Below are 25449 nucleotides of genomic sequence, written 5' to 3'. Positions count from 1 at the left end.
TTAAAATTATGAATGCTAAAATAAAATTAAGCAATTTTAGATACTCCTTTTGCATATTATTCTGTTTTAGTAAGGGTTAATTTATTAACCCAAAAAATATTTGAATGATAAAAACGGAAAAGTTTTTTGTCTTTGTGATCCATTCTTCCACGACTATTAGTGAAGTTTAATTGGTGTTTTTCATCAAGATCGGTTTCTTTATCGGTATAAAAATGGATGATGTTTTTAATGATTTTCCAAGTACCTTTTGCATAGCTGTTTTCATCGACGCTATTCAATTGACCTATATTTCTGAATGAATGAAAAGTAAAAGTACTGTCTGCTTTAATATTTAATTCATATTCAAGCACAAACCCATCGTTGGATTTAATTTTTTTCTCATAGTGACCAATGTAATCTGTGTTTTGAGCAGTAGTTAATGTTATGAACATTAGGGCAATATAAAGGAATGTTTTTTTCATTTTGTTTTGTTTATTGTTTTCGGGATTAAATCAAAAATTATGCCCTTTTAATATCCTATTTCTTTGTTTTAGTACCCTATGTAAAAGTTTTGAACTTTGACATAGGGTTAAAACGAAAAATAGTAATGTGCTGTAAATTCTTCAATTAGAGAATAAATAGCATCAATGGAGTATCTTTTTTCTTCTATCCAGTCTTCATTTTCATTTCGATATACAATAAGTTGTTTGGAATAATTATTTTCTTCGTTTAAATATATAGCTTCTATTTTTTTATAAGGAATAATTTCTTTATAAAAAGTAACCATATCAAATGATGTTTGATTAATTTGTTGAATACTATCTGGAAAATCATACACAGAATAGTTGGATTCGGAATAGACTATTTCATATTTTTTCGCCCCTTTTTTATCATGATGTATCCAATGATACTCATAAAAACGATGATTTCGATCTATTCTGTTAAATGAGAAGAGTCTTTCTAGTTTTAAAATTTCTTTTCGGGTTATTTTATCAACCAAAATTTCCTTTTCAGAATAGGTTTCTTGCTTTTTAGGACGTTTTAAACGTTTTAGAGTACCATTTTCAAAGTAAGAAACGAATTTCCATTTGCCTTGCCAAGTTTCATATGCTGCTAGTTTTCCTGATTCATAATAAAATTTCTTGTATTTTTTTCTGTAGTTTAAATCAACTTTTATTTTTCCATCTTTATAGTAATCAAGTAATCGATTACCTTTTTTGTTAGGAATTTGTAATTTAGTTAGTACACCTTCTTTGTCATATTTTTTTAAAGTATCAGTAAGTTGTCCATTTTCAAAAGTACCTATTGCTTTTATTTTTCCATTAGAATAATAATCTGTAACACGACCATTTGCAAGCGTATTACAAACTATATATTCTGAAAAAGGAGGATTACTTATTGCAACAGATAATTTTAATTTCTCTAAAAAGACGGTATCTGTGGTAGTTCCAGTTTTTTCAATTTTAATTGGTTCAGGCTCATAAAAGTCATAAACCAACTGAAACACTCCTAGACTAGGTAATTGCACTTCATTATCAAAAGGTTCTTTTTTTAAAGATTTCTTTTGTTTTAAGTCTATAACATCCCAAATAACAGTTTTATCTTCCTCGTTAGTGCATTGGTTAATAAAAATAGGCTTGTAAATTATTTCCTGAGCGTGTAAAGTCATATTACTTAACAGAAAAAACAAGAAACACATATTATTTTTCATAATGATATTATTTTAGAGTTTTTATTTCTCTCCAATTTCGTTTCTCAATTTTTCTAACATTTTCAACCTCTTTAATACTAATAAGGTACTGTAAAAGTAATTCTAATTCGGTATCATTCGGATTGGCTAAAAACGTAGTAGGGTAGATAGCATTTCCATAATTGTATTTGCATTTTCGAGGTGTATCATCAATTATTAATATCTCTTCTAATGTTGCAAAACCTTTTTTTGCTACTTTTTTAAGTAGCTTACTATAATTCATGTGATTAAAATAATCAAACGAACCATAATCATCGATACTTTGAGAGTCAATTTGTAATGTACATTTAGAACGACCCCAAACAAATTCGAGTTGGTACTCTTTCGGAAAAATTTGACCTACAATTTCTTGCACATAATCATCTGAAGCCGACGACCAAATTGCGACTTTAAAATGTTTTTTCAATTCTAGTAGAAATGTGTCTAAAAAAGGTCTTTTATACACGAAATAATTAAATACCTTGAAATCATAACCTTCATGTATCAATGTATCGGTTGCGTGAAGTAAAGTTTCGTCTATATCGAGTATAATTAATTTCATTTGCTATTTTTATGCTCCTTTATTATACTGTCAACATGTGGTTTCATAATGCTATCGATATCCATTTCTTTACCTGTCTTAGCGTTGATAAATCTAACTTTTTCTTTTTCTATTGTTACGGTTTTATTATCTGTAGGTATACCTTTTGAACTTAAAAATACAGCAAAAAATAAAATAGGCAGGTTATAAATTAATAAGATAGAATTAAATATTTTACTTTTGTAATTATATGTTTTCCAATTGTTTATTAACGAATCAATACTTCTTAATAAAAGTACCAAATATAAAAATGAAATAATTAAAAATAATAAACCAAAAAGATAAAGTTTAAAAGCGACTTGTAATAATAATATAATTATTGAATAATTAAAAATTCGTTGATTTGTTACAAAACCAACTTTGATTTTTTTTGGTAATAAATAAAAATTGATAAGGAAAATAGTATATGGAAAAAATATAATTGCAGTTAATATTAGATAATCTATAAAGTTAAACTTGTTGTATATCAATATATTTATAACCAATAAGCTGGCTAATAATAGATTGTTAACAAATCTTTTTTTATTAAAGAATATCATATCATTTTCCTAAAAGTTAAACTCATTCTACCATTTTCAGTATTCGATTTCGGAATAGCATGTTGCCATTCACTTTGAATTTCGCTGGTCATATAGAACAAAGAACCCGATTCTAAGGCATAATCAATAACAATATCCTTATTTTTTATATTTCTAAAGCGTAAAATTCTTGTTTCACCTAAGGAAATAATGGCAACACCAGTACCTTCAAAAAGATTATCAGTTTGATCGGAATGAAAACCCATTTTCGATTTCCCGTTTAAATAGTAATTAATCAAGCAATTATTAGGTTCAAAAGATAAATGTGCTTTGATTTTGCTAATAGCATCGTGTAATTGTTCTGGAAATGCTTGAAAAGGATAATGAATTTGAGAATAATCATAGGCTTTGCCATAACTAGCCGTTTTTCGGGCTAGCATTCTTTCGTCCCAAGTTACATTGTCCTTCAAAAAATGAAATAATTCGGAAGGGTTTTCGATGCAGTTTTCTATGTAGGTTATGCCATTCATTTATTTATTTCGCCTTTAGATACTCATAAAAATAAGACTTTTTTAGATATTCTTTGGCAATATCAATATTTTCTATATCTGTATATAGATTAATGGTATAATCAATTTCGAATAGTTTGAATTCGATAATCTTTTTAGATTTATCAAATTTTGCATTTTCAATAGCAGCATCAATCTCGGTTTTTAAGATATTTAAATCTGAAAATTTTTTACAAATTGTTTCAGCTAATTCTTCTTCATCTGTACCAGGGCTTACTGTAGCCCAATTGGGATACATATTCTTATAATCATATTCAAAAGCGCGTTCAATAAGTTTTGAAATTGCTTTATCATTTTGCCCTAAATCTCTCAATAAACGATATTTCCAAAAAGCTAAATCTACTTTTTGATAAATATAAGCGCTTAAAGAAGTCGTTTCAAATATAATTTCATTATCTGCTTTTTCAATACATTCTAATGCTTTTTGAAATTCTTTATTTTTACCGTAATAACTTGCAATATGCATGGTAGCATGATAACGATAATTTTTAAATGGTTTCCCAATTTCATGATTTAAATCTCTATCGTTCAATCCTGATTTTATAATTTTATCATAATAAATTAAGAAATTTGGTTCGTCTTTTTTTTCAATATAATAAAAAAGAATATTACCAATAGTTGTTCCATAGGTAGAAGAATTTTTATCGGCTTTTTTTTCGATTTCCTTCCAAATTCTATACGCTTTGTCAACCTTTCCATCTTTATAGAATGCAATTCCTTCATCTATTTTTTTATCTAGGTACTCTTGATTAAAACCTTTAAAAGAAATGATACAAACAAAAAGTAACAGTATATTTTTCATGTTCTTAAATTGCTTTGGTGTTAATTTTATATAATAGCGTTTCTCCATTTATACAATAATAAACGTCTCTTGTCGTCCATGTCATCCAACCTAATTTCAGTAATATCTTCAATTTTATATAAGGCATTTCCTTGATCTTCACCATTTTTTCCAATGCATTGAAGCACAAAATCCTCATTAGATAATTTTTTTACAAAACCTGTATAGAAATCACCTCCATTAATTTCAAAACTTGCAATTTGATCTTTCATAGTAATTAGATGCTGAAGGGTTTCAAATTGCCATTGATCTATAAATTGAATAGGAATGTTGGTTTCTGTAGGTTTGTCTATTACATCAGAATATTGAATTAGGCATTCCATAACTTTCATGTAATCATCGTTATAATCGATTGTTTTTACGCTAGAGAGATTTAAAATAACGCTTCCATCTGGTTTTCCGAATTTTGTAAACTGATTAAATATAATAAATTCATCGTTGAAATCAACCACATAACCTACTAAAGAGGCTTTATCTGAGTTATATTGCCAAATAGAAATCAATTCTTTTGATTCTTTAGATTTTTTTAATAATTGAAGTAAAATACTTTCGCTCATCTTTTTTGAGAAAAATTAAATTTTATAAATATATTTTGGGAGTTGCATTTATCTAGCCTACAACTTAGTGAATAGTTTTAAATAGAGAAGCTAATGTTCTTACACATCCAAATCAAACAATTTCTTTAATAATTCCAAGTTAGGATTAATGTTTTTCAGGCGTTCATATTTTTCAATAGGAGTAAAGGCATATCGAGTCTCTGTAATTTCATTCACAACCACTTCAATAGTAATATCGTGATTGTGTAGTTTGCCTCTCAAATAACCTAATAGTTCATTATAACCAGATAAAAACTCTTCTTTCGTGCTATCGTTGGGCAATTCCAGCGTAATGGTTGTACCGTTCAAAACAGGGTCATTCATTTGCATATAGGTTGCCATCAATCGTTTGTTCTGTTTGGTCAAACGTTGTGCAAATTTATCCCAAACCAAGCGCATGTCGGTTTCATTAAATGCTTCTGTGGGGAGTTTATCATGATGTCTCACATGACTCATTTGCTTGGCTTCCAGCTCTTTTTTTGCCTTAATGCTCGATAAGGAAAGGGCAGAAATCATATTTTTAGAACCAATTTCAGTTTTTAAATGCGGAATAATAGGTTCAGGTTTCACTTCAACGGGTGGTGCAACAGTTTTAGGTTGTTCTCCTACAGCTGTTTCCTTGTTTTCTGTGGGTTTTGTTTCTGCTTTAGGTGGGGCTTGTTTTACTTCTGTAATAGAATAACTTCCATTTCTAAAATAGGTAGCAGGAATTATAAAGGACTTAGCTTTTTTTTTTCTCCATCAAGAGTGATAGAGGCCAATTGCATCAAACAAAGTTCTACTAAAAGGCGTTGATTTTGACTGTTTTTGTATTTCAAGTCGGTGTCGTTTGCCAATTCAATCCCTCGCATTAAGAAATCCTGCGTGGCTTTTTTCGATTGCGCAGAATATAAATTTTGAGCATGTTCACCAGCTTCCAACAAACTAAGGGTTACCGGATTTTGGCACACCAATAAATCCCTAAAATGAGACGCCAAACCAGCAACAAAATGATGACCATCAAAACCTTTGGCTAAAATATCATTGTAAGCTATTAATAAATCTGGAATTTTATTTTCAAGAAGTAAATCCGTTATTTTTATATAGTATTCAAAATCTAGAACATTCAAATTTTCTGTTACAGCCTGACGGGTCAAATTGTTCCCACAATAGGAAACCACACGATCAAAAATAGACAAAGCATCACGCATGGCACCATCTGCTTTTTGAGCAATAACATGCAACGCATCATCTTCAAAAGAAACGCCTTGCTCTTTGGCTATTTCTGCTAAATGTTCTTTGGCATCATTTACAGTAATTCTTTTAAAATCAAATATTTGACAACGCGAAAGAATCGTTGGAATAATTTTGTGCTTCTCTGTTGTTGCTAAAATAAAAATAGCATGTTTTGGAGGCTCTTCTAATGTTTTAAGGAATGCATTAAAAGCAGCCTGAGAAAGCATGTGCACCTCATCAATAATATATACCTTATATTTTCCAGTTTGTGGAGGTATTCGCACTTGGTCAATAATACTTCGAATATCATCTACACCATTGTTAGAAGCAGCATCGAGTTCAAATACATTAAAAGAGAAATCTTCTAAAGGATCATCATAACCTTCCTGATTAATTTTTCGAGCCAAGATACGTGCACAGGTTGTTTTTCCAACACCTCTAGGACCTGTAAATAATAAAGCTTGTGCAAGGTGATTGTTATCAATGGCATTCAATAAAGTATTGGTAATCGCTTTTTGCCCCACAACATCTTTAAACGTTTGCGGACGGTATTTTCGAGCTGATACTATAAATTGTTCCATTGCAGTAATTGAAATACAAATATAAGATACAATTTGTGATTATTCAAAAGTAAATTTAATATATATTTGAAAAAAAAAAATAAAGAAAATGCACTGCATCAATTGTTCAAGCGAGTTGGCTAATAATCAAAAGTTTTGCTCAGAATGTGGAGGGAAAGTTATTAGAAAGCGAATTACTTTTAAAAACATATTTGAAGAAATTTTAGACAAATTTTTTAATATAGATAACAAATTGTTTCAAACATTCATCACACTCTTCAAGCAGCCTCAAACGGTTATTGAGGGTTATATAGGAGGAATGCGAACAAAATACTTTAATCCAATTTCATACTTCGGTTTTTCAATTACGCTAGCAGGAATTTATTTTTATCTAGTTCAAAAAGGACTCATAGATTATAATGAATTAATTAATTTTTCCAGTGGAAATCAAAGTGAAATGGCTCAAGAATTGAGGCAAAAGATTAATAAGTTTACATTAGAATATTCTAACATCATGACGATTCTTTTCATACCAATCTATGTGTTGTTTTCTAAACTTCTTTTTTCTAAATGTAAAGATTATAACTGGGCAGAGCATTATGTAATCGTTCTTTACCTATTTTCTCAGGCATCTATTTTCAGTTCAATCATATTGTTAGTTTCGGCATTCAATACCAAGTTGCTTTTATTCATAACAAGCATCTCATTTTTTCTGCAGTTTTTCTATTTTGCCTACGGATTCAAAAAGGTTTTCCAATTGAGTTTCAAAAAGATTTTTCTCCGTAGTTTAGCCTTTTTAATGATATTGTTCCTATTTTTTCTTTTCATTGGTTTACTAGGCATAGCGGTTGGATATTATATGAAGAAAAATAACTTGATTTAAGAGGTTATTTATATCAATATTTGAATGGATTAAACCATTAAATTTTAACTTGTTCATTTCAAAACAGGTATTTCTACCTGTAAACCAATCATTATTTATTTGTTATTTCGGAGATGTAATAATTACAAACACTAAACAGCAAATAAAATGACTAGTAAAAAACCAGAAAAGTCTTTGTATGAGCAAGTAATCACGATACTAAATACACTTCAAGGAAATACCGTTCCAAGCTATCAAGGCTTGCATGCATTTTGGTTAAATCCAGATGTTTTTTTAAACGCTTCCTTATACGGTCAACGATTAATTGCTTCAAAAGATGCGACGACAACACCCAATGATGGCATAAAAAGTTGTTGTGGTTCTCAAGAAAAGAGTGCACCGCAAGCAAAAAGTAGTAGTCCTGTGAAAACGGAAGGATGCTGTGGAACACAAGAAAAAATAGGAGTACCACAAGACACCAAACAAAGCATAACCTCTTCTTCAACACTCACAACAAGTAAAAGCGTTGCCGATTGTTGGCCATCGGGAGGTTCTGGAGGTGCAAATCCAGACTATACTTCAGAGAAAAGAAGCGATCGGTCAGGAATCATAATCGGTCTCAAAGGATTAGCTCCTTTCGATGGTAATATTTTTCCAAAACTATTATGGGATGCAGCCTATGAAGCAACAGCAGCTCAAATACAAGTAATAGCCAATTGGATAGATGCTAATTGCCCACTAACCCTAGAAGAAGAAAGAACCAATAGCTCTCACTTAGTCACAGTAACAAACACAAATGCTGTAGTTTCATTAGCAAGAGGAGAAATGCTCCATCAAGCCTCTACCAATGCAACAAATTCCGATCGAAGCGATGTCAAAGGACTAACCATTAGAAAGGAAATTAGCTCCTTGTCGGAGGAAGAACTAGCAATTTTTAGAGAAGCCATTAATTGTATGAATCAATACAATGATTATTGGCAAGACGATAGAAGTTTCGATTATTGGGCAAGAATACACACCAACTCCTGTCAGCACGGATGGGAACAATTTTTGCCTTGGCACCGATTGTATCTTTATTTCTTCGAACAAAAACTGCAAGATTACAACAAGAATATAGCATTGCCCTATTGGTCTTGGACAGATTATGCCGATAAAAACAAAACCTCATTCAACAATTCGCAATTCGATTTAGGAGTCTTGCCAGATGCCTACGGTTGCTATTTGAATGCTAAAGGTTTTGAGAAGTTAAAAAACATGAAAGCTATAAATGGTAGTCCGCTATTATCAGCAAAAGAAATTACAGCATTAGCCAATATCACCAAAAAAGGAAGCATTTATAATTCGGGGCTGCGCTTTCTAAAAGCGGCTAATATTTCCTATGAAATAGCCAACCAAAATGGTATAGCAGTTTGGACAGAAAAAATAAATGCTATATACACAGTGCTAAAAGAAGTAAACCCTTTGTGGTTTCCAAACCGTTGGCCTGGTGCAATGAATCATACCACAGGAATATCTCAATACCCTACAAAAGATGATATTAAATTAATCTTAGACATCAATAGCTTCGAAGAATTTGGAGGAGGATCGGCATATGATCATCATTATGGCTCACTAGAAAAAGTGCACAACGGAATGCATAATTTTTCAGGAGGATCCAACCCCAACTATCCCGATAATAATCCAGAATGGGTAAAAATATACCAACAACTAAACCTAACACCCAATCCTCAAAACTTAGACAACCCAGTTTCGGGTTGGATGACCGATAATAGAACCACAGCTTTCGATCCGCTATTCTGGGGGCATCATTCCAATGTAGATAGAATATGGGCACAATGGCAAGAATTGCATAGTGGAACACCAGAAGAAATGGATGCGGTTATGGCACCTTGGACATTAACGGTAAAAGATGCAATGAGTGTTAAAAAACTAGGCTATACCTATATGAGAGACTCTGTTTTTTACAAAGTATCCAATCAAGTAGGCATAACCAAATTCAATGCAGCCCCAGCCACAGTATCGCAAACCACATTAGACAGCCATCGCAAAGCAGAAATAGTGCTGCATCGCGTGCAAGTAGGCAACCTTCAAAACGCAACCATACGTGTGTTTTTAAACACCCCCAACGCATCTATAGAAACACCACTTGCCAACAATGACAATTTTGTAGAACAGTTCTCCACCTTTAGTGGCAGTTGCTATGGCGGACCAGGGCATTGTAATCTACCTTTAGATAACACGCGTACTTTTGATAGAAGACCACTGCATCATCATGAGCCTAGAAACTATAAAATAGATGCTACAGCAGCAGTGCAAAGAGTACTCAACCAAGGAGACAAAAACATCACCATTCAATTAGTAATAATCGGGAACGATGGCAAACCAGCCGAAAATGCCCTTTATATAGAAGGTGTTTCACTAAACTTTATGGACTAAATAAAAACACAAACAAATGAGTACATCCTATACAACATTCAAAATACACCCAAGCATCGGAATTGCAAGACTAGGTAATTCCGACCAATTCTACATTGCACCAGAACAACCAGGAGTTTTGCCAATAGCCTGCGATGCCTCAGGAAAAGAAATAACAGATAAAAACGGTAATCCCGTTAGAGTTTCAAATTTTAAAGAAGACAACGATCTATCAAAGATTAAAAAACAAGCTGCACGCTTTAGAGTTTTTGCCTACGATGATGATAAAGACGAAAACGGAAAAGAAATAGTAGTAGGAGGCAAGTACAACTTCATCTATCAAACCGCAGTTTCAGCACCTCGCATAGTAGAAGGAACCGTGACCGATATCGATTGGACAGTGCACCTAGCAAACAAAAAAGCCTCTTGGTATGAATTTCAAGAAACCAATGGGCAACACGGTTATGCACCCCATCATCCTTTGCGCAATCCAGAAGTGAACCAACCCGATTTAAGAAGGCAATTAATCATAGATCCAGGGCCAGTAACGGTGAACCTTAAAAACAATCAAGGAGCCTTTGCAAAATTTGGATCAGAGAGCAAGAAAAACGACAATAGCAAAAACAAAAAAGTGGCCTATCCGCAGACTTTCCCACCAGCAGATATTCAACCCAATAGTATAGAAACCTTAGGGAGCTTAATGGTGAATGAACAAAACAAAAACATTCGATTATTGGTCTTAGGAGGTAACGGAAATTCGGGTTCAACCAAAACCCCTGTCATTACCAATTTTGTCAATAATGACGGATGGTTCGACGACATTTCGGACGGTCCTGTAACGGCAAAAATAGAATATACATTCATCAATATTACCTACGACGGCGATAAAGAAATTAAAACAAAAACAAAAGCCACCATGGATGTTCAAATTCCAGCTTGGGTAGTAGTAGGGTATCCTCGATATGCACCCCAAATGGAAGACATGATAACAATGGACGAAACCATGTATGATATTTTTGTTCGCAACTTTGCCTATAATCCTCAAATCTTTGGAGTTCCACCATATGATTTGGCTAATAATAGTCCAAAAACACCAGAAGAATTCGAAATCTGGAAAAATGCAGCACGCTTCAATCCAGACTATTACCCAAAATTCTATAGAGACATTTGGCCCATGTTCAGAAGACCCTACGAGCAAACCACTTTTTCCATGGTCTTTGACCCTAGCGATGGTGGCGATCCACACAATAGAGGAACAGGAGGAAACCTAGACAAAGAAGCGCTTTCTCAACCACCAAAAAACGGAGAAGATCCAAATTTTGTGCTAAGACAAAGAGTCATGGGCATCATGAGAAAAACGAGTCAAACCAATGACTACATGGTAGAAGGCAACAATAAATCATCAAACAAACCCCGATTAATGCCCATGCTTTGTGGCAACAATCCACTAACCAACACATCGCCAGATAAGTTTCTAGCCATGCGACCAACCCAATTGTTTTTCTTGAAACAATGGGCTGCAGGCAAGTTTGTTAACGAATGCGAAGAATGGGGCGAAAGCAATACCAATTGTGCCAATCCATGGGCACAGCCACCAAAAACAGGAATAGCAATAGATAGAGGAGTACTGGGCAATGCCGTAGGCGGAGCCTTTTGTCCAGGAGCCGAAATGACTTGGATAATGAAAAATCCAGCCATTTATAGCGCACCCTACAGAATAAAACATGCCAGTTACGTTCCAGGAAACTTGAGTATCCCACAACCCATTGCAGTATTAGATGGAAGCAATGCACCAGACCTTCAAAAAGGACTAGAACCAGGCGATTTAACCAAATATATAGGAATACCTTGGCAAGCCGATTTCCATGAATGCACAGATCAAAATATAGATGTTACCTATGAAAATTGGAACAACATCTATCCCGATTCCACAGGAGACCCAGTGCAACAGCAAATAGCCTACAATATCCCTTGGTGGCCTGCCCACCGACCAATCGTTGTGAACGAAACATTGAATGGATCCCAAGTCTATTGGGCTTCTGGAATACCCGATAATAATGCGGGCGATTTGCAAATGGTACAAGCATGGAAAGATTTAGGCTTTCTAATTGCCAGTGGAGAAAACAATGACCGACAATTCTATCAAATAGAAAGAAACAACGATGCCCTAGGAGCACCTGTGCAACCTGGTAATAGAATACTAGATCAAAACACAACACGTTCAAAAAAGAAGTAAGACTTTAGGCAACATTAAGGGCATACAATAGTAAACTATTTAGGAGCACAAAAACAGTCCTTCGGTAGGCAAACAGTCCCGCTATTCGCGCTATCTTTCATTGCGAAGAACAAAGCAAAATTAAACCCAAATTAAGCATTGGACTTTGTTATGAGAGCAATAGATGCAAAATAGTTGCGAAGCACGGAAGTTTTAACCCACAAATGTAGCATTAGCTACATTGAGGACGTAAAAGGGAGTACTGAAGCAAATATAAAGCAGCTATTTTTCGTAATAGAATTCAAATGCTTAATTTGGGTTAGAACAACAGCAACTTCGCAATGAAAGGATGCCGCTACTATCGGGGCTATAAAAGACAAAAAGAATTTTAAACAAAAAAAAAGAAATCAGATTAAAAAACAGTAACATAAAAACAAACAAATAATGAGCACAACAAACAGCGGAGTACCCGAAATTTTAACAGGCACCTGGACCTACAGAAGCTTTTTAAGCAATCCCGATCTTTCAGCAGATTTTGACTCTCTAGAGTTTGGAAGAGGCAACATAAAAATTAACGACGCACCCATGCAAGCAATGGACGGATTAATCTATGGACCAGGTTGGGAACTAAAACTAAGCGGATCAATAGGTTATGGCAACCCATTTACACTACAATTTCAAGGAAAAGGAATCGTTGGTGGAGCCGAGTGGATCTATAATTATGTGGGCTATTATGTACCCAATTGGGGCAACGGAGTCAACCAAAGACCAGCCCTTGTTGGCACTATAGTGAGAGTCATTCCACACCCAACAGGTGCCAATGGAGAAGCTACCGCACCAGCAGGAGTAGTGGCACAATGGATTGCCGTAAAACAAGACCAAGACTAAAAAAAACGAATATGTTCGACGTAGTAATAATTGGAGCAGGAGTAGCAGGTTGTGCAACAGCCATTGCGCTAAAAAATCAAAATAAACACCTCAAAATAGCCATTATTGAGCGTGGCTCTAGCGAAAATACTATCCGTCGCATAGGAGAAACATTGCCTCCACAGGCCTCTAAACAATTTCAAAAATTAGGCATTTGGGAGGCATTTTTAGCATGCAATTTCTTGTCTTCCTATGGCACATCATCCGTTTGGGGATCTTCAGAATTATACACCAACGAATATATTTATTCCCCTTTTGGCTATGGTTGGAACTTAGATCGTTGTGTTTTTGATCGTTTCATGATTAATGAAGCCCAAAAAAGAGGTGTTCATTTCTTTTTTAAAACAAGCTGCACAAAAGCATTTAAAACAACTTCAGATTGGCAACTAACGTGTTTTGAAAATACCAATAAAAAACAAATTTCAGCGCGTTTTGTTGTTGATGCTTCAGGTAAAAAAGCAGCTTTCACAAATCTTCAAGGCATCTCTAAAATTACTAACGACTCCCTAGTAGGCATTTATCGTTTCTATGACACAATCATAAACCACAAAACCCTATCAATAGAAAAAGGTACTTTAGTAGAAACCAACCCTAACGGCTGGTGGTATAGTGCTACTTTACCCAACAACAAACTAGTAATTGGCTACATGACCGATGCCGATATTGCAGCGAAATTAAACTTAAAATCGAAAGCGTCCTTCGAAAACTTCTTGAACACTTCGGTTTACACTGCAAAGCGCATCCCTAAACAGGCATCCTATTCCGAAAATCAGTTGGTCGCAGCGCAAAGTCAATATTTAACCAACACTACTGGCGAGGCATGGTTAGCAGTTGGAGACGCTGCCTCAAGCTACGACCCCATTTCATCAATGGGTATCTACAAATCATTAGTAATGAGTCAATTTGCCTCCTTTGCCATACTCGATTATTTAAACAATGAACCCGTAGGACTAAGAAAATATGAACACATAGTGCAGCAAGACTACAGCCAGTATGAAACAAAAAAAACAAAATACTATGCTCAAGAACAACGCTATAAAGAAAATACATTTTGGAAAAGAAGACAAAAACAAAAACTAACATAAAACCAAAAGCAATGAACAACAAATTAAAAACATACAAAAGAAAACCGAGTAGAGCGAAAAGCATTTTCATCATACCCATTTTAGCAACAATATTCTTTTCATGCGATAAAAAAGAAAACCACAATAATTATGAAAAAGTCGAAGCTCCCATCAAATTGTCGGCAGAAATTCCAGTAGATGTTAACCCAGAGCTGCAAGCCAAATTAAAAGAATCGGGCAACATCTACGAACTCAATGAAGCCTTCAACGAATACAGTTGGCAAGCATTTGTAGCCATTTTTTGGCCAACAGACAAAAAAGGAAATCCAAAACCCAATTTTACAGACAAAGGGAAAGCCACTTGGCTGGGCTGGAAAGAAGCTTTCCAAGTCTATCGCCAAGATGGAGGAGTGCCTGCACCATGGGGCAGCAATAGAAACAATAGCGGACTCCTTCATATCACCAATGAGATGGTGAACGACACAACAGCTCGCATCTTCCTATCATCGGAAACACCAACAGGAAGAAAAAAATCCAAAAACATAGCCGACGAAACCGACCAAGCTTTTGCAGGAAAATTATACGATCAAAACGGAAACGTCGTAGTCTATGAAGTACTAATGAACAAAGAAGAATACGACTATGTAGTTGCCAATAAACTATACAACATCAATGGCCAAATCGATTTTACAAAAAACGGAGCCATAGCCAATTTTCCAGCAGGCGACTATCAAAAAAAGGCATTAGGAGCAGTAGAAATCAAATTTGCTTGGAAAATATTAGAAGACAGCGATGTTAAAGAACGCTACTACCGCAATTGGGGCTATATTGAAGGCAAAGACGGAAAATTAATCAAAAAAGAACTCGGAATGATTGGTTTCCATATTAGTCAGAAAACACCAACAGGAAAACAATGGGTGTGGTCCACTTTCGAACAAATAGACAACTTAGACCAAAATGTAATCGAAAAAGACAGCAAAAAAACCGTTATACATCCTTCGTTAACCAATCCAGACTGCGAAATTTGCCCAGTAAATGTAGATGTAACTCAATATAATGGAAACCCAAGTACTTTTACCCACAATACAGGCGTACATGGCAATTATTGGACCATCTCGGGAGACGCAAAAGATAAATACTATGCCAATTCCGATGTAATGAAAACACAAGCCAAACGCATGATAGACATTCCTGTGCGAGTGCAACAAATCAACCAGAAAATGCAAGCCTATTTTAGATCACAAAATAGCGTGTTCCAATATTACCAACTCATAGACACCCAATACCCCCTAAATCAAAACGCAGCACCCAATTCACACACCGAAGAAGGCTATAAATTAGCAGGATCCATCACCAATAAATCAGGAGGAGAACCAAACATCGCCTATCTAACCAACATCACCATGGAAACCTTCTTTCAAGGAGGCAATCAATCAGCAGCTAATTTAATGGAAGACAATCCAGCCAGCGATATTACTGTTTTTGGTACAGAAAGCTGCATTGGCTGCCATTCTAGTGCCAATATCTATACCGGTTATGACATAAAAACAAAAACATTCACACAAGCCAATCAACTATCGGGCGATTTTAGCTGGCTACTTTCACAAAAAGCAGCATGGGATAAAAAAATACCCAAACCATGGGCTAAATAAGTGGCTAAGGGGTTAAAGTCTTAAAGCTAAATAAACATGCAATTTTAAGCACCCAAACCAACCCCACCAACTTGTCATCCTGAAAGGTTCCCATTTGTTATTCCACATTTCGGAGCTACTTATACGACCCTTATAGGGTGACAATTTTGTGTTAAATTGGAACGAATCTTTATTATACCAACGGATTAAAATCACGTTGCTACAAAATGGGGCGTTCCTATGGAACTCACCCGTTTAGAAAATCTGCAAAAATCTGCAAAATCAGCGTGCCTATTTAGCCCCAAACAATATCATTAACAATCAACTATCAATAATTAATTAACCACCCCGTCCTTCGGACACCCCTCCAGAGGAGGGGAATTGCAGGGTGTGTTATTATAGAATGGAAATAAAAAGTATTTAAGAATTAGAAACCAATAAATTCAAATTAGTTTGTATTATACTAACAAATTTGTGAAATAATATCAATCATCAATCATCAACCATTAATAATCAATCAACCACCTTTAAAAACAACGCATAAAAAAATCCCAAACAACTAATGAAGTTCATTTGGGATAAAAAGGAATTACGCATTTGTAATCTCGGTTAAAGCAACTATTGTTTTGGAGTACTAGGAGCAGTGCTTCCTGAGTTTGGGAAGAATTGTTTTAACTCTCCCACTTTTTCGGTATAACCAGGAACTTTAGTCGATGATTTATACTTTGTGTAATCATAATCTGTAAGTGCATCTTGGTAATTATCATAATCGTGCACAATTTTAAAATCGCTCAACATACGGGTAATGGTTGCCAAACGATCCAAACGTGTATCTGCAAAAATACGATCCTGATAATCGGCTTCAAATTCCACCCAATCCACATCGGGAGTGGCTAAAGTGGTTTGGTTTTGCTGAAACTCTCTACACTTGTTGATTAATAATTTATTGATTTCGTTAACGCTTCCAAATTTCTGACGGTCTTCTGCCGAAAGATTTTGCGTTACTGCCGATAAGTTTTCTACAATGGTGTTTAAGGCATTGTCTATCGCTTCTTTCTGTTGCGGAGTAATATGGTAAACTCCCAAATTGTTTAATGACATAATTTAATGTTTTTCATGTTAATACACTTAAACTCTTACAATTTACGTGCCAAAAAATGCTAAAAAACCTACAATATGTTAATATAAATGTTAAATTTCTTAGTTTTTTAGGTCCTGAACCCAAAATTTTAGGTCTATAGGGGTAAACTTTTAGGTCCGAGACCTAAAAGTTTACGTCCACCAACCTAAAATTTTACGCTACCTACCCTAAAATTTTACGTCTACCAACCTAAAAGTTTAGGTTCCAGACCTAAAAGTTTACGTCAACCTACCTAAAAGTTTAGGTTCCAGACCTAAAAAACGACTATTTCGAGTATAAAGAAGGTTTTTCTTTTTTGACTTTAGCCTTTTTATGCTAAAAAGAATCGCAATGAGATAAACCGTAAGTTATTTTGATAGGAAGTTTTTAGTTTAGCGGTTGCATGAGCTGTTTTTTTCTTACCAATTATTGTAAGGGTTTACTATGTTATTTTCTGAAATCGCCTTAAATTGTAGCAGGAATGAAATAAACAGCATATAGAAAAAAAGAAGATTAAAAATCAATTACAAACAATAAAGAGATGGAAGACATACAAGAAAAAAATAAAGTAGGAAAAAGAATTAAATACAACCCATTTAAGACAGCTGATAAGCATTATTTTGGTGGCTTTTTTAATTTAGCTGAGAATAATATTAAAGAAGTATTTGAAGAGATTAATTTAAGGTTAAAAAATAAAAATGCACCGATTAAAAATATAATTGAAAAGTATACTGATGAAAATATTTCATTAGTTGAATATGAAAAATTTATTGCTATTCTTTCCGAATACTTTCCAATTGCTAAAGAAATTGATCAAAAAAACAAAAAAACTTTTAATGATAAAATAATAGAAAAAACACGAATTGAAAGAGTTTCGGATTTTCGTAATGACTTTTTTCTATTTATTAAAGCAATTGAAAAACTTAGAAGCTACTATACGCATTTTAAGCATGATGATATAATTATAGACACTCATCTTTTTAATCTTTTAGATAATATTTTATTGAATACTGTTTTAGAAACTAAAAAGAAGTATTTGAAAACAGATAAAACAAAAGAACTTTTAAAAGACTCCTTACAAGAAGAATTAGAAAAATTATATGAATTAAAGATTAACCAATTAGAAGAGAAAAAAAGAGAGGTAAATGCTTTAATAGCTGAACAAATAAAGAATGGAGAACAACCACAAAGACCTTTTAGATATAGTAGTGATAAAGACCAAATAAGAAATTCTATATATAATGATGCTATCAAACCTTTTCTTTATGAAAATGCAAATAAAGTAGAAATATCAAATAAAAAGAAAACTGCTTTTAACGAAAAAGATGAATTGGCAAAAGGAGGGGATTTTAATTTACCTATTTCTTCAAGCGGAATAGTTTTTCTATTGTCTTGCTTTTTAAATAGAAAAGAGATTGAAGATTTAAAAGCAAATATTAAAGGATATAAAGGAAAAGTAATAAAAGGGGATGTGCTTGATTTAGAGAAAAATAGTATTCGTTTTATGGCAACACATAGAATTTATTCTGTTATGTGTTATAAAGGCTTAAAAAATAAGATTAGAACATCACAGAGTGCTACTAAAGAAACACTATTGATGCAAATGATTGATGAATTAAGTAAAATTCCAGACGTTCTTTATAAAAATATTTCAGAAGATTTACAAAATACGTTTACAGAAGATTGGAACCAGTATTATAAGGATAATTTTGAAAACCTTGATAATCTAGAAAATTCAAAAGTTATTCACCCTGTTATAAGAAAGAGATATGAAGATAAGTTTAATTACTTTGCTATTCGTTTTTTAGACGAATTTGTAGATTTTCCTTCTTTGCGCTTTCAGGTTCATTTAGGAAATTATATTAAACATTCTATGTCTAAAAACGTAGGAAGTGTAGTAACAACAAGAGAAATAAAAAATAAAATATTTGTATTTGGTCGTTTAGGCGAAATCAACCAATATAAAAGTGATTTTTTTAATGAAGTTAAGGAAGATGAGGAAGAAACAAATTGGGAATTGTTTCCAAATCCTAATTATCATTTTCCAATGGAAAATAGTGACGAACTTAAATACGCAAATAAAATAGGTATATATTTAGATTTATGGAAAAGTAAAGAAATAATTAATGATGAGATCAAAAATCAAAACAAACAAACTAGTAGTTATAAAAAGGGTTTAGTTCATCAAATTACTAAAGAAAAATCAACGATACATATAGGACAACCAATAGCCTATCTTAGTATGAATGATATTCATGCTATTATTTTTTCTATTTTATCAGAAAAAACATTAACAAAGGAGGGTAAGTTAGATGGGAAAAATATTGAGAATAAGATAAAAAAACAAATAGATAAGCAAACTTCAGAAATTTCAAGGAAAGATACTTCAATAAAAATTTTAAAAAACCATAATGATAGTAATACCAATAATCTAAATCTAGATAAACTTTATAAAGATATTAATATTGAAATTCAATTCTTGGATGAGTTAATTGTAAATCATGAAGAAAAAATAATACATTACAATAATACCAAAAAAGATAAAAAATATAAACTAGCAAGAAAACATATTTTATACAATTCAGAAAAAGGAGAATTGGCGATATGGTTAGCAAATGATATGAAACGATTTTTTCCTAAAGAATTTAAAGAAAATTGGAAAGGACATTATCATAGTGAACTACAAAAGAATCTAGCCTATTATGAAACAAATAAAAAAGAGATTAAAGCTATTTTAAACGGATTAGACTATAGAAAAGAGATACCATTTATAGACTTTACAAAAAACACTTTGGCAGAATTCTACTTGGAATATTTGAAAAAAAGGAAAATGTATCACAAAAATTTAGGAGTTGCAGTGAACAAATTGCTAAATGATGAAAACATTAATAAGGTAAAATTATTGGATAATTGTTTCAAAATCTATAAAAATAAAAATTATCTCTCTAAGAATATTGATGAAAAAATTAGTGCAATTCTTTCCAATCCTATTTTTATAGAAAGAGGTTTTATAGATGATAAACCCACAATAATACCTAAGATGCCATTCAAAGGAAATGAGGAGCATTTTGCAACATGGTTTGTGAATTTTAAAAGCTTAAAAAATAATGATTATCAGAAATTTTATGACATTAAGAAATACCCTTTAGAAACAAAAGATAAATCTAAGAATGAAATAAAGAAAATAGATTCTAAAATATATAATCAAAAGAAAAATGATTGGTCAACTTGGCTAATGGTTCAATATATTTTTAAAGATATTTTTAAGACTGATTTACAAAATGTGAAACTTAGAGAACTTTTTCAAACGAGAGAAGAAAGAAAGAAAAACCAATTAAAAGCTTTAGATGGTACACGAAATCAAAACTTTATTTGGAATAGAACCATTGATTTACAATTAAATGACAAGGTGAAAATTCCAAATGTAAAATTAAAGGATATAGGTAATTTTAGAAAGTATGTTAATGACAGTAGAGTAAACGTTTTTTTAAGTTATAATGATATTGCGGAATGGGTTCCTTATTTACCAGGAGAATGGAAAGAAGAAGAGGAAAATAAACTTAAACCAATTAATGTAATACAATTGCAATTAGATGATTATGAAAAAATAAGAAGAGATGAACTATTAAAAGAAGTTCAAAAATTAGAGCAGCTTATTTATGATAATGCAACTAATAAAACTGTTTTTTTACAGACAGGGAATCCGAATTTTAAGAATTATATATTGTACGGTTTACTTCAACAAATAAAAAACATCAATATTTTAGATTTTAAAATTTTAAATGAAGAAACTGATTTTGATAAAATTGATTTTAATGCACTGGAAAATTGTTCTGAAATTGAGCAATCAGCTACAATACTAATATTTATACGAAATAAATTTGCACATAATCAATTACCAAGTTCAGATTGTTATCAATTCTGCTCAAAGATTTTAACTAGACATACGGAACAAACCTATGCAAACTATTATTTAAAATTGTTTATGATATTAAAAGATAAATTATAAGATTCAATATTTTCGTTCCTTGACATTCTGCATTAGGATTAAAAAAATGACTATTTTTAGAGATAAGATAGAAGACATTTGCTCATTTTTCTTCTAAAAAAATGAGCTTTACACCTTTATTAATAAGGCATCGTGACCACTAGTTGTGACTGCCCTTATTTTGAAGGGTAAACACAACTGCTTTGGCACATAAATCCCACGATCAATTGTTGTGACTGCCCTTATTTTGAAGGGTAAACACAACTTCACGATTCCAACCCGAATTTGCTATTTTGTTGTGACTGCCCTTATTTTGAAGGGTAAACACAACCTTCGTTTCCTTCTGATTTATTCAACAAACGTTGTGACTGCCCTTATTTTGAAGGGTAAACACAACTATATTTTTCTCTCCCAGTTCTTGTTGTTGGTTGTGACTGCCCTTATTTTGAAGGGTAAACACAACTCACTTTTGGTGGTGGTTTTTTTGTGTTTTGTTGTGACTGCCCTTATTTTGAAGGGTAAACACAACCTAGAAATGATGCTCCTATCTGTTAGGTAAGTTGTGACTGCCCTTATTTTGAAGGGTAAACACAACGCTAGAAGCTGATTTAATCACAAGAGAACAGTTGTGACTGCCCTTATTTTGAAGGGTAAACACAACACCTGTCATTGTAAGGTATAACACCTCCATGTTGTGACTGCCCTTATTTTGAAGGGTAAACACAACTATATTCGTCTGTATCTCTTTTACCTTGAGGTTGTGACTGCCCTTATTTTGAAGGGTAAACACAACTTAGGAATTTTCAAAGTAAAAGAAGATAAGGTTGTGACTGCCCTTATTTTGTAAGGAGGGACGAGCGTTTAAAAATAGTCCAGTGGACTATTTTAGCGATGTAGCCAGATGGAGCGAAGGACTTAAAACGCTAATATTATTTTTGAAGGGTAAACACAACTTTTAATTGTTTTCATATTTCTATATTTTAGTTGCGACTGCCCTTATTTTACTCACGATTTTGTTGTGGCTTCACTGCGTTACGCTTTTTTATAGGAGTTCGTGAATGATTATTTGAAGGGTAAACACAACTGTGGAAAGACCTTTACCATTACCCCCTAAGTTGCGACTGCCCTTATTTTGAAGGGTAAACACAACACAAATATCCGCAGGATCTTCAATAGAAACGTTGCGACTGCCCTTATTTTACTCACAGTTTTTATAATTGTTTTTTATAGGAGTTCGTGAATGATTATTTGAAGGGTAAACACAACTTGAATGCAGTTGCTTTTAACTCTGCCTTAGTTGCGACTGCCCTTAATTTGAAGGGTAAACACAACATAATTCTTTTGCTTGCTTTTGTAATTCAGTTGCGACTGCCCTTATTTTACTCACTAAGATTTTTTAGTGCTTCGTTTCACTGCGCTTCTTTTAAGTGTTCGTGAATCTAAAGATTTGAAGGTTAAACACAACTAAGACAATGATTCGTTATTGTTAATTAAAGTTGCGACTGCCCTTATTTTACTCACGATTTTGTAGTGGCTTCACTGCGTTACGCTTTTTTATAGGAGTTCGTGAATCTAAAGATTTGAAGGAGGGACGAGCGTTTAAAAATAGTCCAGTGAACTATTTTAGCGAAGTAGCCAGATGGAGCGAAGGACTTAAAACTCTAATATTATTTTTGAAGGGTAAACACAACTTTTAATTGTTTTCATATTTCTATATTTTAGTTGCGACTGCCCTTATTTTACTCACTAATATTTTTAGTGCTTCGTTTCACTACGCTTTTTTCACAGTATAACCACCCCGTCCTTCGGACACCCCTCCAAAGGAGGGGAATTGTAGGGTGTGTTAATGGCTAATGAGACCCTTAACAGAGTGACAATTTTATGCATAGTAAATCAGCGTCAATCAGCGAAATCAGCGTGCAATTTTAAAACCCAAACCAAATCCCCAATCTTGTCATGCTGAAAGCATCCCATTTGCAGCTCTACGTTTAAGAGCTACTTATGCGACCCTTAACAGAGTGACAATTTTATGCATAGTAAATCAGCGTCAATCAGCGAAATCAGCGTGCAATTATAAAACCCAAACCAAATCCACCATCTTGTCATGCTGAAAGCATCCCATAAGAAGCTCAAAAAATAAAACTATCTAAAGCGAAGCGTTTTCCTATGTTCCTATGTGGTAAAAAACGAATCACATAACACCTCACTTCACCACAATCTTCCTAAAAGCATCCCATTTGTAGCTCCACCTGTCAGAGGTACTTATGCGACCTTAACAGAGTGACAATTTTATGCATAGTAAATCAGCGTCAATCAGCGTGCAATTTTAAAACACAAACAAAATCCCCAATCTTGTCATCCTGAAAGGATCCCATAAGAAGCTCAAAAAATAAAACTATCTAAAGCGAAGCGTTTTCCTATGTTCCTATGTGGTTAAAAAAGAATCTCATAACACCTCACTTCACCACAATCTTCCTAAAAACAACCCCTAAGAAGCACAAAAAATAAAACTATCTAAATCGAAAACGCTTTTCCTATGTTCCTATGTGGTAAAAAACTATCACATAACACTTCATTTCCCCACCATCTTGTCATGCTGAAAGCAACCCATTTGCAGCTCTACATTTCAGAGCTACTTATGAGACCCTTAACAGGGTGACAATTTTGTGTTAAATAGGAGCAAATAGAAATTGTTAACTGAGAAACAACAAATTCAAATTAGTTTGCATTGTGCTAACAAATTTGTAAAATAATATCAATCATTATCCATCAACAATTAATTAACCACCCCGTCCTTCGGACACCCCTCCAAAGGAAGGGAATTGTAGGGTGTGTTAATGGCTTATGCGACCCTCAACAGGGTGACAATTTTGTGTTAAATAGGAGCGGATAGAAATTGTTAACTGAGAAATAACAAATTCAAATTAGTTTGTATTGTGCTAACAAATTTGTAAAATAATATCAATCATTAACCATCAACAATTAATTAACCACCCCGTCCTTCGGACACCCCTCCAAAGAAGGGGAATTGTAGGGTGTGTTAATGGCTTATGCGACCCTTAACAGGGTGACAATTTTATGCATAGTAAATCAGCGAAATCAGCGTGCAATTTTAAAATCCAAACCAAATCCCCAATCTTGTCATGCTGAAAGCAACCCATTTGCTGCTTTACATTTAAGAGCTACTTATGAGACCCTTAACAGAGTGACAATTTTATGTTAAATAGGAGCAAATAGAAATTGTTAACTGAGAAACAACAAATTCAAATTAGTTTGCATTGTGCTAACAAATTTGTAAAATAATATCAATCATTAACCATCAACCATTAACACTCTTTACAACGCTATATTTCCCTTTAAAACCATTGCTTGTATTAAAAAAAATTGTGCCAATACATAGGTAATCATGACAACAAGTTCGTGAAATAGTGAAGGAAAAACAAACAAATGCAAGGCCAAAACAGAATCCGAAATTACAAATAATAGCGCTCCTAAAAGAAGATTTTTGAAAGCGTTGTAAGCAATGCCTTTTTTAGTGTTATAGCCCAAATAAAGCATGGAACTAATGGCAAGAGCATAGAGGGTTACTGGGATTTTGAGTTCCTTTAAATATGGAAAAAGAAAGTAAAGAAACACAAAGAGATAGACAAGAATGAGGAACAAAAGAAGATAATTGAGACGAAAAGTTCTATTGGAAAGCCTGTAAAAACATAGTCCATAGCAGCAATGCGCTAATAGAAAGCTCCCCAAACCGAATAGAAAGCCAGAAGGAAGTAGTAAAAAAACATCGCCCAACCAGCTAAAAAACAGACCAATAATAAAAACTTTATTTGGTCTTATTTGACTTTTTTTCAGACTTAAAACATAATAAAGTAACAGTAGTGGGAGTAGGGCAGTTTTAGAAAAAAAGCGAAGGTTGTTTTGTTCATTATAGATAAAAAACAAATCCGAGATGAAAAAAACACCTGCTAACAAAAGAATATATTTAGACGCAGAAGAAGTTAGTATTTTGAACATAAGCTTTCATTAAAAGAATTTAAAAGTAAGAAAAAAAGAGTTAAAAGAGTAATACAAATAGAATAAATACTATTGCACAGGGAATGTTAAATGGCTACATTTGCACCGCAGACCGCCTTATCGTCGTTCGCTTAGGCGAAGGGAGGAAAGTCCGGACACCACAGAGTAGCATAATGGGTAACGCCCATCACTTGCTTAGGCAGGGAGGACAAGTGCAACAGAAAGTATGTACAGGTAATGCTGTAGTGAAACCAGGTAAACTCTATGCGGTGAAATGTCAAGTATATCAACAATTCTAGCTTCGGTTAGATAAGAGCGACTCGTTCGATGTTGAAGGGTAGGCAGCTTGAGTTTTACAGTAATGTAAAATCTAGATAAATGATAAGGGTCGTGCTTGCACGATACAGAATCCGGCTTATAGGTCTGCATTTTTTTATCCTACATTTTATAGCAATATTATTTATGGGTTAAATAATTAATTTTCATTGCTTTACTTTTTAAAAATTCCTATTTTTGAAATAAGTCATTCATTATTAGTACCACATTTGAATGTTAAAAAGCTAGGTTTTTTATGTGATACCGCAAACAAATTAAATTTTAAA

Annotated in this window: 18 protein-coding genes, 1 other RNA gene and 1 CRISPR repeat array; of the genes, 8 read left to right on the top strand and 11 right to left on the bottom strand. The window is 33.4% G+C overall.

Annotation, left to right across the window (positions count from 1 at the left end):
* Positions 1-56: 56 nt before the first annotated feature.
* From ACZ49Z_RS17140 to dnaX, 9 genes are all read right to left on the bottom strand, one after another.
* Positions 57-461, bottom strand: coding sequence for a hypothetical protein (locus ACZ49Z_RS17140; protein WP_464305523.1), 405 nt, complete (start codon positions 459-461; stop codon positions 57-59).
* A 107-nt stretch (positions 462-568) separates the two neighbouring features.
* Positions 569-1690 carry a toxin-antitoxin system YwqK family antitoxin gene (locus ACZ49Z_RS17135; protein ID WP_464305522.1) on the bottom strand — a complete coding sequence of 374 codons (1122 nt, stop codon included), beginning with the start codon at positions 1688-1690 and terminating at the stop codon, positions 569-571.
* A 7-nt stretch (positions 1691-1697) separates the two neighbouring features.
* Positions 1698-2270 carry an NIF family HAD-type phosphatase gene (locus ACZ49Z_RS17130; RefSeq protein ID WP_464305521.1) on the bottom strand — a complete coding sequence of 191 codons (573 nt, stop codon included), beginning with the start codon at positions 2268-2270 and terminating at the stop codon, positions 1698-1700.
* The gene (locus ACZ49Z_RS17125; protein WP_464305520.1) at positions 2267-2848 is read right to left on the bottom strand and encodes a hypothetical protein; all 582 of its coding nucleotides are present in this window, start codon (positions 2846-2848) and stop codon (positions 2267-2269) included. Before ACZ49Z_RS17125 ends, ACZ49Z_RS17130 begins: the two co-directional genes overlap by 4 nt.
* Positions 2845-3357 (bottom strand): alpha-ketoglutarate-dependent dioxygenase AlkB, encoded by a 513-nt coding sequence (locus tag ACZ49Z_RS17120; RefSeq protein ID WP_464305519.1) that lies wholly within the window; start codon positions 3355-3357, stop codon positions 2845-2847. The genes ACZ49Z_RS17125 and ACZ49Z_RS17120 overlap by 4 nt, the downstream gene beginning before the upstream one ends.
* A gap of 4 nt (positions 3358-3361) precedes the next feature.
* Positions 3362-4198 (bottom strand): tetratricopeptide repeat protein, encoded by an 837-nt coding sequence (locus ACZ49Z_RS17115; protein WP_464305518.1) that lies wholly within the window; start codon positions 4196-4198, stop codon positions 3362-3364.
* A 26-nt stretch (positions 4199-4224) separates the two neighbouring features.
* Positions 4225-4794, bottom strand: a complete 570-nt coding sequence (locus ACZ49Z_RS17110; protein ID WP_464305517.1) for a hypothetical protein — start codon at positions 4792-4794, stop codon at positions 4225-4227.
* Between the two features lie 99 nt (positions 4795-4893).
* The gene (locus ACZ49Z_RS17105; protein ID WP_464305516.1) at positions 4894-5403 is read right to left on the bottom strand and encodes a DNA polymerase III subunit gamma/tau; all 510 of its coding nucleotides are present in this window, start codon (positions 5401-5403) and stop codon (positions 4894-4896) included.
* Between the two features lie 140 nt (positions 5404-5543).
* Positions 5544-6629 carry a DNA polymerase III subunit gamma/tau gene (dnaX, locus tag ACZ49Z_RS17100; protein ID WP_464305515.1) on the bottom strand — a complete coding sequence of 362 codons (1086 nt, stop codon included), beginning with the start codon at positions 6627-6629 and terminating at the stop codon, positions 5544-5546.
* 88 nt (positions 6630-6717) lie between these two features.
* Between dnaX and ACZ49Z_RS17095 the strand changes: the two genes are divergently transcribed.
* The 6 genes from ACZ49Z_RS17095 to ACZ49Z_RS17070 all read left to right on the top strand — a co-directional run bounded on the left by ACZ49Z_RS17095 (position 6718) and on the right by ACZ49Z_RS17070 (position 15743).
* The gene (locus tag ACZ49Z_RS17095) at positions 6718-7491 is read left to right on the top strand and encodes a DUF3667 domain-containing protein (protein WP_464305514.1); all 774 of its coding nucleotides are present in this window, start codon (positions 6718-6720) and stop codon (positions 7489-7491) included.
* Positions 7492-7638: 147 nt separating this feature from the next.
* Positions 7639-9906 carry a tyrosinase family protein gene (locus tag ACZ49Z_RS17090; protein ID WP_464305513.1) on the top strand — a complete coding sequence of 756 codons (2268 nt, stop codon included), beginning with the start codon at positions 7639-7641 and terminating at the stop codon, positions 9904-9906.
* Between the two features lie 16 nt (positions 9907-9922).
* Complete coding sequence (locus ACZ49Z_RS17085) at positions 9923-12121, top strand: LodA/GoxA family CTQ-dependent oxidase (protein ID WP_464305512.1); 2199 nt, start codon at positions 9923-9925, stop codon at positions 12119-12121.
* Positions 12122-12544: 423 nt separating this feature from the next.
* The gene (locus ACZ49Z_RS17080; protein WP_464305511.1) at positions 12545-12988 is read left to right on the top strand and encodes a hypothetical protein; all 444 of its coding nucleotides are present in this window, start codon (positions 12545-12547) and stop codon (positions 12986-12988) included.
* Between the two features lie 11 nt (positions 12989-12999).
* Positions 13000-14112 (top strand): NAD(P)/FAD-dependent oxidoreductase, encoded by a 1113-nt coding sequence (locus tag ACZ49Z_RS17075; RefSeq protein WP_464305510.1) that lies wholly within the window; start codon positions 13000-13002, stop codon positions 14110-14112.
* Positions 14113-14123: 11 nt separating this feature from the next.
* Positions 14124-15743, top strand: a complete 1620-nt coding sequence (locus tag ACZ49Z_RS17070; RefSeq protein ID WP_464305509.1) for a hypothetical protein — start codon at positions 14124-14126, stop codon at positions 15741-15743.
* 597 nt (positions 15744-16340) lie between these two features.
* Here ACZ49Z_RS17070 and ACZ49Z_RS17065 read toward each other — a convergent pair.
* Positions 16341-16823 (bottom strand): hypothetical protein, encoded by a 483-nt coding sequence (locus tag ACZ49Z_RS17065; RefSeq protein ID WP_464305508.1) that lies wholly within the window; start codon positions 16821-16823, stop codon positions 16341-16343.
* Between the two features lie 560 nt (positions 16824-17383).
* Between ACZ49Z_RS17065 and cas13b the strand changes: the two genes are divergently transcribed.
* Positions 17384-20851 (top strand): type VI-B CRISPR-associated RNA-guided ribonuclease Cas13b, encoded by a 3468-nt coding sequence (cas13b, locus tag ACZ49Z_RS17060; RefSeq protein ID WP_464305507.1) that lies wholly within the window; start codon positions 17384-17386, stop codon positions 20849-20851.
* A gap of 142 nt (positions 20852-20993) precedes the next feature.
* Positions 20994-21623: a CRISPR direct-repeat array (repeat unit 36 nt; unit sequence GTTGTGACTGCCCTTATTTTGAAGGGTAAACACAAC).
* Between the two features lie 2543 nt (positions 21624-24166).
* On the opposite strand, the gene ACZ49Z_RS17055 is transcribed toward cas13b, so the two are convergent.
* Entirely contained in the window at positions 24167-24847 is a 681-nt protein-coding gene (locus tag ACZ49Z_RS17055) for a lysoplasmalogenase (RefSeq protein ID WP_464305506.1), read from the bottom strand.
* Between the two features lie 104 nt (positions 24848-24951).
* Between ACZ49Z_RS17055 and rnpB the strand changes: the two genes are divergently transcribed.
* Positions 24952-25281: RNase P RNA component class A (rnpB, locus tag ACZ49Z_RS17050), an RNA gene on the top strand.
* The last annotated feature ends 168 nt before the right edge of the window (positions 25282-25449 follow it).

This window comes from Flavobacterium sp. KY-23415 (assembly GCF_055384985.1).
Note: the sequence above shows the minus strand (reverse complement) of the source record. Positions and strands in the feature narration are given on the sequence as shown.